The organism is Bacillus sp. FSL H8-0492 (genome assembly GCF_038006145.1).
GTDB classification, from domain to species: Bacteria; Bacillota; Bacilli; order Bacillales; family Bacillaceae_G; genus Bacillus_A; species Bacillus_A mycoides.
On sequence record NZ_JBBOUP010000001.1, the window covers coordinates 416,117 to 431,022 of the forward strand.

Genomic DNA, 14,906 nt, shown 5'->3' on the forward strand with positions numbered 1-14,906 from the left:
ATTTCCTATATATTTGTTATTATTGAATGTAAAACTAATTTGGTCATTTTGTATGCATACTTTTTTTATTTCGTTATATAATGAAGTAAGTGAAATATTTAATGGGAAAAATAGTATGTTTTCGTTTAATCCACGATGTAGAAAGTGATATAATTGCAAAATGTATGTATCATTTTCTAAAGAAAGAAAAATATATAATTAGGTGATTGCTTATATGAAACAGATTTGGCGTATTTATAAGACAGATTTACGGAATGTAGCCAAACATTGGGCTGCAATTGTTATTGTTTTAGGGTTAATGATTTTACCATCGTTATATGCATGGTTTAACATTAAAGCTTCTTGGGATCCTTACGGAAATACGAAAGGAATCCAGATTGCAGTTTCTAACCAAGATGTTGGATCAAATTTAAGAGGGAAAGATATTAACATCGGGAAAGAAATTGTAGATTCACTTAAGAAGGACAAAAATTTTGGATGGAAGTTTGTCGATGAAAAGCAAGCAATTTATGGAGTAGAGCGTGGAGATTATTCCGCAAGTATTACTATCCCAAAAGATTTTTCTGAAAAGATTGCAACAGTCTTGAATGAAAACCCACAGAAACCAGAACTTGATTACTATGTAAATGAAAAAGTAAATGCGATTGCACCGAAAATTACAGCTAAAGGTGCATCGGGTCTTACAGAAGAGGTTAGTAAAAACTTTGTTAAAACAGCAAACGGTGAGATTTTTGAAATCTTCAATGACCTTGGAATCGATTTAGAAACAAACTTACCAAGTATCGAGAAAGTAAAAGATCTTGTATTTAAATTAGAAGCGCAGTTCCCAGAAATGAATACACTTGTGGATAAGGCATTAGATGATGCGACTCGGGCAGAAGATGTTGTGAAAGTAGCACAAAAAGAGTTGCCAGTTGTAGAAAGTGTTATTAATGATGGGCAAGATACACTCAAGAGTTTAGATGCATTTTTTGCAAGAAATGACGAAACGTTAAAACGTGCACCAGGAACTATTAAGAACAATTTAACCGTAATGAAACAGGGGATGGATGGTGCAGCTAAAATCACGGATTATTTAAAAAATCCGGCATTTGATTTTAATATGAATCTTCCGGATGCATCACAGTTACCTAATCTTCCGGAACTGTCTAACAATTTCACTATCCCACAGATACCAGAAATTCCAGCACTTCCACAAATCAACGGTGAAGGTTATAAAAATATTGCTACAAATATTGATCAAACTGTAAACAATGTTTTCAATTCTACTCGTGTTGGAACGGCATATGTGAAAAGTGTTATGGATGGGCTTCAAAATAAGGGTGTGGACCCAGCTGTAGCTCAGAAAAACGTTCAGGATGCTTCAAAACTTCTCCAAGACCGTATTGATAGTGTTTCATATTTAATTGATTTCTTTACAACTTTTAAAGAATCAGCTTCAACGGACTTTGGTAAGCAGTTCTTTGGAAACAGAGCGGAAAGTCTAAAAGTGCTTAAAAATTCTATGGTGGATGTTAATAACAGAGTTAAGCATGTAGGAGATTTAATTAGTTCGGGACAAGAAGTTAAACAAGATGTGCGAGATGGTATTAATCAAAAACTAGACACAGTGAATAATTTAGTTAGTCAGGCTGAGAAGGACTATAACGCAACATTTGTAGCTGATTTTGAAAAAGCAGTAAGCACAGCTGATCAATTGAAAAATAAAGCTGAAAATTTACATGGAGATGCGCAGCAACTTCAAACAAACTTGAATCAAGATATACAAAAGGCTAATAGTGGAATACAAAAAGGTAGAGATGCATACGAACAGTTTAAAGGTAAATATGATACAGCGAAAAATGATTATGACAGAATAAAAGCAGAGCTTCAAAAGGCACAAGAAGATTTGAGTAATAAAGGCGTTAATGGATTAGATTCTACAAAAGTAGCCTTAAATGATTTAAATGGACAGTTCCAAGCAGGTTGGAATTTAGTTAATGATATGATTCCGGTTATGGAAAATACAAATAAAGTTTTAACCGATGTGAATAGTGGCAAAAATCTTAATGGCACAATTACTAAGTTAAATAAAGTAAAAGATGGTTTGCAAAAAGGAATCGATTTAACTGATAAAGGAATTGACGCTATTAATAAAGGTCAAAAACCAGCAGCAGATGTTATTGAAAGTATTAATGAAGTATCTAAAAGTGTTTCATCGCAACTGGGTGACATTTTAGCTAAATATGATTCAGAAATCGTTCCAAACTTTAACGCAGCAATTGCTCGTACAAAAGAGATGTCTAAAAATACATCTCAAATTTTAGGCGAGGCAGATAAGAAGCTTCCAGATGTGAAAAAATTACTTGAAGATTCATCAAAAGGCTTAGTAGATGGTCAAAAGAAAATTGCAGACATTAAAGCTGAAATGCCGGAGACTGAGAAAAAGATTAAAGAATTAGCAGATAAAATTCGTGATTTTGAATCTGAAGAGGATATAAAAGACATCATACGCTTATTAAAGAATGATGTTGAAAAGCAAAGTGACTACTTTGCAAATCCAGTAAATTTAAAAGAGAATAAATTATTTGCAATGCCGAACTACGGTTCAGCAATGTCACCATTCTATACAGTGCTTGCATTATGGGTAGGCGCATTATTAATGGTTTCATTATTAACGGTAGAAGTACACGAAGAGGGCGCGAATTATAAGAGCCATGAAGTTTACTTCGGACGTTTATTAACATTCTTAACGATAGGTCTTTCACAAGCGTTTATCGTATCAATGGGAGATATATTCTTACTCGGTACGTACGTAGTCGATAAGTTCTGGTTTGTGTTATTTAGTTTATTTATTGGGGGAGTCTTTGTTTGTATCGTATACTCACTCGTTTCTATTTTCGGAAACGTTGGGAAATCGATGGCGATCATTTTACTTGTACTGCAAGTAGCAGGATCAGGCGGAACATTCCCAATTCAAATGACACCACCGTTCTTCCAAGCGATTTATCCGTTCTTACCATTCACATATGCAATTAGTGCAATTCGTGAAACAGTTGGCGGAATGCTTTGGGATATAGTAACTAGAGATTTACTTGTGTTAAGTGTTTTCGTAGTAGTTATGATTGTGGCTGCATTATTACTGAAAACACCAATTAACAAATCAAGTGAAAAGTTTGTTGAGAACGCAAAAGGAAGTAAAATCATTCATTAATAAAAAGGTTCCTACCGATAGGGGTAGGAACCTTTTTATTTAATCAAATTTTAATTTCTTTAATGCTTCTGCGAATGGATTGTTTAATGGTTCTTCCTCTTTGTTCTGTTGTTTCATATATTTTTGGACGTCACGTTTATCAGCTTTGCTGCCGGATTCTTTTTTACGTCTCTCTTGGAATGTAGAAAGTTTCTCACGATAGCCACATTTACATGCGAAAATTTGGCCCGCTCCTTCACCACGAAGTTCTAGTTTCTTTTTACACTGAGGACAGCGTGCGTTTGTAGTGCGGGATACATTTTTACGGTGACCACATTCGCGATCTTGGCATACAAGCATTTTACCTTTTTTACCGTTTACTTCTAACATCGGTTTACCACAGTCTGGACAAGACTTCGTTGAAATGTTGTCATGTTTATATTTTTTATCACTCGATTTAATTTCAGCAACAATTTTTTTCGTATAGTTCTTCATTTCTGAAATGAATACTTCTTTCTTTAATTTTCCTTTAGCGATAGCTTCTAACTTTTGCTCCCATTCACCAGTTAGTGTAGGAGATTTCAGTTCTTCTGGCACTAAATCAAGTAACTGACGGCCTTTTGAAGTAATATGAATATCTTTACCACGTTTTTCAAGCAAGAACGAATTGAATAACTTGTCGATAATATCAGCTCGTGTAGCTACAGTACCTAATCCACCAGTTGACTTTAACGTGTCAGCAAGTTGTTTGTTTTGCGTATCCATGTATTTTGTTGGGTTTTCCATTGCTGAAAGTAATGTTGCTTCATTAAAGCGTGCAGGTGCTTTCGTTTGACCTGATGTTTGGACAATTAGTTTTATGTTTAATGTATCGCCTTTTTCGATGCGAGGTAAGATTTGTTCTTTTACATCATCGCTTGCATCATCATCTTCAAACCGATTTGCATAAACCTCTTTCCAACCAGCATGTAAAATCGTTTTTCCGCGTGCGATGAACGTTTCGTCACCAATTTTCGTGCGCAATGTTAGTTGTTCATATTCAAAGGCCGGGAATAAAACAGCTAAGAAACGTTTTACAACTAAGTCATAAATTTTACGTTCTTTATCTGTGAAAGCTGAGAAGTTTACATAGCTCTCTGTTGGAATAATTGCGTGATGATCACTTACTTTACTATCATCAACAAATGATTTATTAGATTTTACAGGTTTCTGCAATACTTTATGTGCTAAAGGACGGTATTCTCCAACTCCGCAAGCCTTCAGACGCTCTGGAAGTGTGCCGACAATATCAGATGAAATATAGCGTGAATCTGTACGAGGGTACGTTAAAACTTTATGCTGTTCATATAATTTTTGCATAATGTTTAATGTTTCTTTCGCAGAGTAACCAAATATTTTATTCGCATCACGTTGTAGCTCAGTTAAATCGTAAAGACCAGGAGCGAACGATTTCTTTTGTTTTTTATCAATGTCTACAACAGTAGCATTTTGTTTACTAATTTTGTTCACGATTGCATCAGTTTTTTCTTTATTAAAGCTACGGCTATTTCCTTTTGTATCTTGCCAAGTTAGCTTTAATCTCTCAGCTGTTTGAGCTTCGATACCATAGTAAGTTTGAGCTTTGAAATGTTTGATTTCATCTTCACGGCTTGCAATCATGGCTACAGTAGGTGTTTGAACACGACCACAATTTAGTTGGGCATTAAAGCGAGTAGTTAATGCTCGAGTCGCATTAAGCCCGATATACCAGTCAGCCTCTGAACGTGCGACAGCCGAAGCGTATAGATTGTCATATGCTTTTCCTGGTTTTAAATTTGCGAAGCCATCTTTAATTGCTTTATCGGTAACAGATGAAATCCATAGACGTTTAATCGGTTTCTGCATTTTAACTTTATCGATAATCCAGCGTGCGACCAACTCGCCCTCACGACCGGCGTCAGTAGCTATAATGATTTCATTTACATCTTTTCTAAGAAGCTGACTTTTTACAGCGTTAAACTGTTTCCCTGTTTGTTTAATAACGGTTAGTTTTAAACGCTCCGGTAGCATTGGTAAATCTTCTAAATTCCACTGTTTATATTTCACATCATAGCTTTCTGGATCAGCTAATGTAACGAGATGACCTAAAGCCCAAGTAACAATATATTTACTACCTTCAAGATAGCCGTTCCCTTTTTTATCACATTTCAGTACACGTGCGATATCACGTGCAACAGAAGGTTTTTCAGCAATTACAATACTTTTTGCCATATTTAAAAACATCCTTTCAAATTTCCATACGTTAAATATAGCATACATCTTTGTTCTATTCAGTCTTGCTGACGGTTTGAGTTATTTGTGGTGAAATATACGTGTGAGAGTTTTACTTATATAAAGGCGAAGAATGGTTGAACCAGGAGAGTTCTGATCTCTATCATTCTATAAAAGTAAAGAACTTGTTATTTTACTAGAATAAGAGTAGACTTTGAAGTAGATGAATAATAAACACATGGGAGTTTGTGGATGCAAACTGAGAGTATGACTAGTCCGTCATTGACCATTTGAACCTGTTGGATAATGCCAGCGTAGGGAGAGTGTAAAAGCACATGTTCAGGCACTTTGCGTACGCGCAAAGTGCCTTTTTGTGTATCTCCCATTACTATAGTTAGGAGATGAAAAGGATGAATATGAAAGAAATTAGTAAAGTAGTGGATTTGGTGAGAGAGTCTAATCCACTCGTGCATAATATTACAAATGTTGTTGTAACAAATTTTACAGCAAACGGTTTGTTAGCATTAGGAGCATCACCTGTAATGGCGTATGCAAAAGAAGAAGTAGCAGAAATGGCTAGCATTGCGGGAGCCCTTGTTTTAAATATGGGTACACTTCGTCCTGAAGAGGTAGAAGCGATGTTACTTGCTGGTAAATCAGCAAATAAGAATGATGTACCAGTATTGTTTGATCCAGTTGGGGCAGGAGCAACTTCTTATCGAACAGAAGTTGCGAGATATATTCCAGCTGAAATCGATTTAGCTGTTATTCGCGGAAATGCAGCTGAAATAGCTAACGTTATTAATGAGAAATGGGAAATTAAAGGTGTAGATGCTGGTACTGGAAACGGTAATGTTGTAAATATTGCAAAACAGGCAGCGGATGAATTAAATACAGTTGCGATAATTACTGGACAAGAAGATGTTGTTACAGATGGAGAGCGAACTATTCTTATTCGAAATGGCCATCCTATTTTAACGAAAGTTACTGGAACAGGTTGTTTACTAACTTCTGTAATAGGAGCATTTGTAGCGGTTGAAAAGGATTATGTAAAGGCAGCAGTAGCCGCATTAACATTCTATGGAGTAGCAGCAGAAGTAGCGGCTTCGAAAACAGTAGAGAATGGACCAGGAAGCTTTCAAATTGAATTTTTAAATCAGTTAGCGAATACAACTTCAGATGATATTGAGAAGTATGGAAAGATTGAGGTTATACAGTAAGGAGAGGAACTAGATGTCGCGCATTACAATGGATGAAATGTCTAGGTTATTACCAGTATATTTTATTATGGGAAGTAACAATTGTACGAAGGAGCCACTACAAGTATTGAGAGATGCACTAGAAGGTGGTATAACAATTTTTCAACTTCGTGAAAAGGGAGAAGGGGCTTTAACGGGAGAGAAACGTATTGATTTTGCGAAAGAACTACAAGCGCTTTGCAAGGAGTACGGTGTACCATTCATCGTAAATGATGATGTGGAACTAGCCCTCGAGTTAGATGCAGATGGCGTGCATGTTGGACAAGATGATGAAGGAATTACATCTGTTCGTAAAAAAATGGGAGATAAAATTATTGGAGTATCTACACATACAATTGAAGAAGCACGCTGGGCGATTGAAAATGGAGCCGATTATTTAGGAGTTGGTCCAATTTTCCCGACGAGTACGAAAAAAGATACAAAAGCGGTTCAAGGAACGAAAGGTCTAAAGTATTTTAGGGAACAAGAGATTACAATACCGATCGTTGGGATTGGTGGGATTACAATTGAAAATACAGCTTCTGTTATAGAAGCGGGTGCGGATGGTGTTTCAGTTATTTCAGCGATTAGCTTAGCGGAATCTGCGTATGAAAGTACGAAGAAATTAGTTGAGGAAGTAAATAAGAGTTTGTAGAAAAAGCCTATGTAATATTTTAAATGCTATATGGAGGAATAGACTGCCAAAAAAGTTTAAACAAACGTTTGATTAAAAAAGCACAAACCTTTTTAAATAAAGGTTTGTGCTTTTTCTTTAAAACATAATTGAAATTAAGAGCATTCCAATTCCAATAGAAGTAAAGGTTGCGATCAGGCCCGGAATCATAAAGCTATGATTTAAAACATATTTACCAATTCCTGTTGTACCAGTACGGTCAAAGTTAATTGCAGCAACGATTGTCCCGTAGTTTGGAATGAAGAAATATCCATTTACTGCAGGGAACATCGCAATAAGTAATGCCGGCGGAATACCAAGTGATAGTCCGAGTGGCACTAAAGCACGAACTGTTGCTGCTTGGCTATACAGTAAAATAGATAGAATGAATAGTGCAATAGCAAATAGCCATGGTGCACTTGTCACTAAGTGTTGAATTGATCCTTGAATTATATTTAAGTTTCCGTTGAAGAAAGTATCTCCCATCCAAGCGATACCAAAAATAGCAACAACTGCTGTTGCGCCTGCTTTAAAGACGTTACCAGTTACAATGCTTTCCACATTTGGTTTACAGAAAATAATAATAAGAGCAGCAATGGTTAACATGACCATTTCAATTGTGTTTGGCATGGAAAGACGAGCTAACTTCCCGTCAACCATCCATCCCGGACGAAGGGCTTCAAATGAACCAAGAAGTACGACAAGGAAAGTTCCTACTAGGAAAAGGATAACTGATAATTTAGCGCCTTTTACACCCGCAAATTCTTTTTTCTCTTCAAGTTTAGGGATCATTCCCTCTTTTAATCGCTTCAAGTATTCAGGGTCTTCATTTAATTCTTTTCCCATTTTACTAGCAACGAATGCAGCTACCATACAAGCAATAAAAGTAGAAGGGATACTGACTTTTAAAATATCTAACAAGGTGATTTTATAGTCGGCTAACATTGCTAAAAGTGCAACTGTTGCAGCCGATATTGGACTAGCTGTAATTGCCTGCTGGGAAGCGATAACGGCAATTGACATTGGTCGTTCAGGTCTAATTCCTGATTCGCGAGATACTTCGGCGATAACGGGAAGTACAGAATAAGCGACATGCCCAGTTCCCGCGCATAGCGTGAATAAATAAGTAACAATAGGAGCAAAAAATGTAATACGCTTTGGATTTTTTCGTAATGCTTTCTCAGCAAGGTAGACAAGGTAATCCATTCCTCCAGCAGCTTGCAAAGCACCGGCAGCTGTAATTACTGATAAAATCATAAGCATTACATCAATAGGAGGGGCTGTAGGTTGTAAGTGGAAGACGAAAACAAGTATTGCCATACCAACGCCACCCATTACTCCTAGACCAACTCCGCCTAGGCGTGCGCCAATAAAAATGCAGAGTAGTAACGTAAGAAATTGTAGCCAAAACATGATAAACTACCTCCGAAATTCGTAAGTTAAGATATATTCGAATAATTTAATTTAAATGAAAATTAAATAAATATCCGTGATAATCCTTATTTTATATACATTTTTTATTATATAACACAAGAAATGTAACATTCACGTACTTTGTTAAATTATTTCGAAAAAATAATCCGTTAAAACTTTATATTTATATGTACAAATGGGTGGACATTTTAATTTTTATGTTGTAATCTTTGAAAGAGAATATTGTAATTCTCATAGAACTCCCATATCGTTCAACTCGTTCAGCGAGAAAGGCAAACTTATGGAAACATGAGGACGCAAAACTACAGGAGCTAAGGTCGAAAGGCTATGCTAGCCAGTTACCGGACGGATAGGGTTGGTCTTGGCCAATGCTTTTACATTGGTCTTTTTTTATTCTCGAACATATTGAGAATCATTTTCAAACAAAATATTCGTATATTTTGTTTTTTTGTTTTTAATTTTGATAATTAAGGAAGGTGAATATTAATGAAAAAGTATTGGCATAAGTTATCATTTCTTCAAAAGAACGTCTTATTAACTGTCTTAGTTATTTTGACGCTTGTTGGAAGTATGGGTGCATTAAGCTTCAACATGTTTCAAAATAGTATGATGTCTTTATTTGAAAGACAGTCTATTGAAACGGGAGAGATAGTGCTAAAAAAACTGGATGTAGAATTAGTTAGAGACATGACGAAAGATCCTACAGCCGAAAGAGTGAAAAAAGAAAAGTTAACAGGGCAATTAGATGAAGTGTCAAAAGAATTGAAAAGTGTTGGACAAACGTATGTTACAGGAGCAAAAGCGAATGAAAAGCGAGAGTTACAACTCGTTGGTTTGACTACAGAGTTAACAAATGCAGTCCCTGTAAAGCCGGGAGATTATTATGAACAACCCGCTCATTGGATGAATGCATACGATAAAGTGATGGATACGAAAAAGGCTCAGATGACAGAAGTATATGAAGATGAATTAGGTTCGTGGGTGACAATATTAGAGCCAATTACAGATGGAGAAAACAATATTGTTGCAATTGTTGCGGCTGACTTAGATGCTTCTATCGTTCCTAGTACAAAAAAGAATTTTGTGCTACAGGGTATACTCTTTATTATTATTTCATTAGCAATTGCAACTATTACTCAATTCTTTATCGTACGTCACTCGTTAGCTCCATTAAAAGATTTGCGAGAGGGATTACGTAAGATTGGTGAAGGTGATTTAAGTATTAAATTAAAAGAAAGACCAGATGATATTGGAATTATTAATGTATATTTCAATAATACGATTGATAAATTTAAAGGAATTATAGATAAAGTAAGGCAGACTGCTGAGCAAGTTTCTTCTTCTTCACAAGAATTGTCGGCAAGTACAGAGGAAAACAGTATGGCAGTTCAAGAGATTGCAAGTTCTATTGAAGGTTTAAGAGTAGGAGCGCAATCTCAAGAAACTTCAGTACAACAATGCCTAGGAATTGTACATGGAATGGAAAATAAGGTAGAAGAGATAACTGGGGCCGCGAAACAAGTTGCAGTTGCTTCAGAGGGTATGGAGCAACATTCAATTGAAGGTAATGAAGTCATTGGACAAATCATTAATCAAATGAGTTTAATCCAAAATGCAGTACAAGATTTATCTTCTATCATCTATTCGTTAGAAACAAGGTCAAAAGAAATTAGTGATATTGTAACTGTAATTACAGGTATTTCAAATCAAACAAATTTATTAGCCTTAAACGCTTCTATTGAAGCTTCACGTGCTGGAGCAGCTGGAAGAGGGTTTGCAGTTGTTGCTGATGAAGTGCGCAAATTAGCAGAACAAACTGAAACGTCAGCGAAAGATATAGCGAAATTAATTAGTGAAACGCAGACTGAAACAGAAGAGGCTGTAGTTTCAATGCAGAAAGGTTCAAAAGAAGTAGAATCTGGAATTACTCTTGTTCAAAGTAGTGGTGCGTTCTTCGAGAAAATTTCAAAGTCAGCACAGTCTGTTACAGATCAAGTTAGGGCTGTTTCTAGCAACTCAGGTGATATTTTACAAAATAGCCAGAATATCGTTCAAGTCGTAAATGAATTATCACATATCGCGAATACTTATGCGAATAGCAGTAGTAATGTTGAAGAAAGTATGAAGGAGCAAGAAATATCAGTACAAGATATTGCAGAATTGGCGACTTCTTTAAGTTGGCTTTCTCAGGAATTACAAGAGCTAATTGGTGAGTTTAAAAGCGAATAAGGAGAAAGTGAAATTCTAATCAGGGGTTGGTTTATCCAACCCTCTAATTATGAATTGAACCAATCTGCCTGTAAATACGGGATGAAAAAAGGTGTGGATTTTCACACCTTTATTATATTTAGGAAAGGAATTTACATAAATATGAAATTAGCGATTTCTTATAATGAGATGGTAAAAGAATTTTTAGGAAAAGTAGAAGGAAGTATTAAAATACCTAAAGATGCGCAGGAGATGGAGTTTAGAATAAAAGGAAAAACTATACCATCTCCAAAACTGACTCATATTGTAGATTTAATAGGAGCAACTGCAACGTGGTTATATCATATTTCTAAAGAAAAGCACATTATCGTGCTCTATCATACAAGAGGAAGTTTATTTCCTATTACTATTGAAGTTTCTAATTATCTCTCCTATGAAAGTTTGAATTTACAGATTGTAGAGCAAGTGGAACAAATCCAAGAAATGAATGAGGAAGAAATAGGAGAGTTTCAAAACAGTAATAATTCATCTGAAATTTCACCTATTATTATTGGTGAAACGTATTATGATTTACAAGACAAGAATACGTTACAATTTGTATTGAATAAAAATATGCAAAGTGTAGAAATGATATTTAATAGTGTTAATTGGAAAGAGACAACAATTATTCGTTATGCACAACAAATAAATGGTGTTTTAATTGATGCATTACAAAATACAAGTAAGTATATAAAGCATTTTAATATTATTACAGAGACCGAGATGGCACTTTATAATCTAGTGAATGACACGACAGCAGTATACCCTGAAAAAAGTATTGTCGATATGTTCTACAAAACTGTTACTCAATTTCCGAATCGTACAGCTTTATCTTCAAAAGAGGGTACTTTAACATATGAGGAACTAAATAAAAAAAGTAATCAAATAGCCCATCTGTTAATTAAGAATGGTGTGCAGTTAGGCGACTATGTTGGAATATTTATGAAACGTAGCATAGACACAGTAGTAAGTATGGTGGCCATATTGAAAGCTGGTGCAGCGTATGTTCCAATTGATCCAGATTATCCAGAAGGTAGAATTCAGTACATTATTCAAGATAGCCAAGCGAAAGTTATTTTAATGAAAGAAACACCTATAACATGTGATGAGGTTCAAACTGTCTCAATTTATGATAGTGAAACTTGTGAGGCTACAGATGTAAAGTTGTCTATTCATTGTGATGATGTAGCATATATGATCTATACATCTGGTTCAACAGGAAATCCAAAGGGAACGATGTTAGCACATAGAGGTGTTATTAACCTGTACACTTGGATGCAAAGGCAATATGAATTGACAGAAGAAGATGTATTTGCACAATTTCCTTCCTTTAGCTTTGATGCTTCTGTATGGGAGTCATTCGCTTCTTTATTTTGCGGAGGAAACTTGTATGTATTATTAGAGGAAGAGCGATTGTCTGTAGAAGCATTTGCAACTGCAATCCATAAAGTAAAAGCGACTTCAATCTTGGCGTTGCCGACAATTTTTGTTCGACAAGTAGCAACTTATTTAGCAAAAGAAGATGTATATAAGCTAGCTTCCTTAAAAAGAATTGCTATTGGCGGTGAAATGTTGCCTGTAGAGGTTATTAAATTGTGGAGAGAAAGAATAGGTACAAATGTTGAAATTCATAATGTATACGGACCAACAGAATGTACTGTAGTGACGACAACCTATCAAATACCTAGTCAGTTGAATGAGGATGATGCGAGTATCCCAATTGGTAAGCCATGTGCTAATTATCAAGTTATAATTTTGGATGAGAATATGAATCTTTGTCCAATTGGTGTACCTGGTGAATTGTATATAGATTCAGTAGGATTAGCAAAGGGGTATTTTAATAAGCCTGAAAAAACAGTTGAAGCTTTTATTCCAAACCCTTTTAATCCTGTAGTCAATATATATAAAACAGGTGATGTTGTTAAACTATTAGAAGATGGAAATATAGAGTTTTTACATCGGAAAGATGATCAAGTAAAGATTAGAGGACATCGTATTGAATTAGGAGAAATTCAAAGTAAAATTTCTCAAGATCATAATATAAAAGAAAATGCTGTTTTTGCTAAGAAGAGTAAGGAAGGTAGCCAATATTTAATTGCATTCTATACAACTTTAAACAAAAAGGAAATACCAGAATTAGTTTATCAGCTACAAGAGCAGTTACCGGATTATATGGTGCCATCTAAACTAATTTATATTAATGAACTACCACTTACACCAAATAAAAAGATTGATGTTAAGGAGTTAGCCCAGTTAGAAGAAAAGTACGAGCCGATCCGTCTACAAGAATATGTTGCGCCTTCTACTAAAGCAGAAAAACAGATAGCGAACGCTTGGGCGGAGGTATTAGGGGTTTCAAAAATTGGAGTGCATGATGATTTCTTTACAATTGGTGGACATTCATTGAAGGTATTACGAGTCTTAACATTGTTAAAAGAAGATTTTTCACACTTAACAATTCAGGATTTCTTTAAAGAAAGAACGATATATGGATTAGCTAGAATTGAGAGAGAAGTAAAAGTAGAGACAGAAGAAGTGTTCCGTGAATATAAGGTGATTCATGAACCGGATACCATTACTTATTCAAATGCTTTGGAAGAAATCCACATTTCAAATGTCTTTTTAACAGGAGCTACTGGTTATTTGGGGTCGCACATATTATATGAATTACTGAGAGATACATCTGCTACTATTTATTGTTTAGTAAGGCCGACAAAAGATGTGCAGCAAAGAATTATCGATACATTAGCAAGTTACTTTAATGATATATGTGAAGAGTGGTTACAGCGTATACAGGCTGTACCTGGTGATCTCGGAGAAGAGTATCTTGGGATGAGCGAAGAGGAATTCACTTTAATTAGTTCTAAGATTGATACGGTAATTCATTGTGGTGCAGATGTAAGACATTTTGGAGATGTAAAACAATTTGAAAATGTGAATGTCCAAGGCACGGGCCGTATGCTAGCATTAGCTGAGAATGGTGCTACATTCCACTTTATTTCTACAATTGGTATTCCAATAGATTTAGCGGTAGAGCAATGGGATACATATATGGAAACAGGTGATTTCAATTATAATGTAGAGTTAGAGAATGTGTATTCCGATAGTAAACTACAGGCGGAAAATCTTGTTCGTGAAGCTTTGAAGAGCGGCATACAAGGGAATATTTATCGTGCAGGTAACCTAGCATGTCATTCAGAAACGGGTTCGTTCCAACGAAATATTGAAGGAAATGCATTTTATCGTCTTATTAAAACAATGCTGCTAATCGGAAAGGCACCAAACGTGAAGTGGAAAATTGACTTTACACCAATTGATTTTGCTAGTAAGTCGATTGTATCGTATTTACAAGATCCTCAAATTGTAGGAGAGACGTTACATATTTGTCATCCACATCAAGTTGAATTTGAACATTTTGTACAACTAATTGAGGAATGTGGATATAATCTTGAAATGGTTCCGCTTTTGCAATATGTAGATGATGGACTCGAATTAGCGAAGGAAGATGAAGTAATAGCAGAGCTAATTGCTTCTCAAGTTGCAGGAGATGGAGCACAGCAATCTGAAATTGTAATGGGTACTCGTAGAACGAATGAATGGATTAAGAAAAAAGAACTGGTAGTGCCAGCGATTAATAAAGAATTTATTCAGCAATTATTAGCTCATGGTGAAGAAGTTGGATATTTTCCAAAAATAATGAAATGATATGTACGCTTTTGTTTGTTCAATAAAATAAATCATGCTACAATGAAAACGAATTAAGAACCGGGGAGCCAATTGGCTGAGAGGATGTAAGTATACATCGACCCTCAACCTGATCTGGATAATGCCAGCGTAGGGAGTTACTTTAAAGTGATGTAGCATAAGTTATTATAGAATAACTTGTATACAA

The 14,906-nt window shown here is 35.4% G+C and carries 7 protein-coding genes and 3 riboswitches; of the genes, 5 read left to right on the top strand and 2 right to left on the bottom strand.

All coding sequences use genetic code 11. The annotated features are described in order from the left end of the window. The first annotated feature begins 214 nt into the window (after positions 1-214). Positions 215-3,193 carry a YhgE/Pip domain-containing protein gene (locus tag MHH66_RS02195; protein ID WP_078185155.1) on the top strand — a complete coding sequence of 993 codons (2,979 nt, stop codon included), beginning with the start codon at positions 215-217 and terminating at the stop codon, positions 3,191-3,193. Between the two features lie 39 nt (positions 3,194-3,232). Here the strand turns inward: MHH66_RS02195 and topB are convergent, their stop codons facing one another. Next, a complete protein-coding gene (gene topB / locus MHH66_RS02200; protein ID WP_078185156.1) occupies positions 3,233-5,422 on the bottom strand; it encodes a DNA topoisomerase III in 2,190 nt (729 codons plus the stop codon). Positions 5,423-5,650: 228 nt separating this feature from the next. After that, a riboswitch (TPP riboswitch) is annotated at positions 5,651-5,760 on the top strand. A gap of 72 nt (positions 5,761-5,832) precedes the next feature. Between topB and thiM the strand changes: the two genes are divergently transcribed. Both thiM and thiE read left to right on the top strand, forming a co-directional pair. Continuing rightward, a complete protein-coding gene (gene thiM, locus MHH66_RS02205; RefSeq protein ID WP_002091241.1) occupies positions 5,833-6,642 on the top strand; it encodes a hydroxyethylthiazole kinase in 810 nt (269 codons plus the stop codon). A 13-nt stretch (positions 6,643-6,655) separates the two neighbouring features. Continuing rightward, entirely contained in the window at positions 6,656-7,315 is a 660-nt protein-coding gene (gene thiE / locus MHH66_RS02210; protein WP_078185157.1) for a thiamine phosphate synthase, read from the top strand. Between the two features lie 117 nt (positions 7,316-7,432). Here thiE and MHH66_RS02215 read toward each other — a convergent pair whose 3' ends face one another. Then, entirely contained in the window at positions 7,433-8,746 is a 1,314-nt protein-coding gene (locus MHH66_RS02215; RefSeq protein WP_016097007.1) for an anaerobic C4-dicarboxylate transporter family protein, read from the bottom strand. A gap of 282 nt (positions 8,747-9,028) precedes the next feature. Continuing rightward, positions 9,029-9,113, top strand: a riboswitch (cyclic di-GMP riboswitch). A gap of 140 nt (positions 9,114-9,253) precedes the next feature. Here MHH66_RS02215 and MHH66_RS02220 point away from each other — a divergent pair. Both MHH66_RS02220 and MHH66_RS02225 read left to right on the top strand, forming a co-directional pair. Then, positions 9,254-10,996, top strand: a complete 1,743-nt coding sequence (locus MHH66_RS02220; protein WP_016097008.1) for a methyl-accepting chemotaxis protein — start codon at positions 9,254-9,256, stop codon at positions 10,994-10,996. A 141-nt stretch (positions 10,997-11,137) separates the two neighbouring features. Further along, entirely contained in the window at positions 11,138-14,719 is a 3,582-nt protein-coding gene (locus MHH66_RS02225; protein ID WP_078185158.1) for a non-ribosomal peptide synthetase family protein, read from the top strand. 51 nt (positions 14,720-14,770) lie between these two features. Then, positions 14,771-14,872, top strand: a riboswitch (TPP riboswitch). Positions 14,873-14,906: the final 34 nt, after the last annotated feature.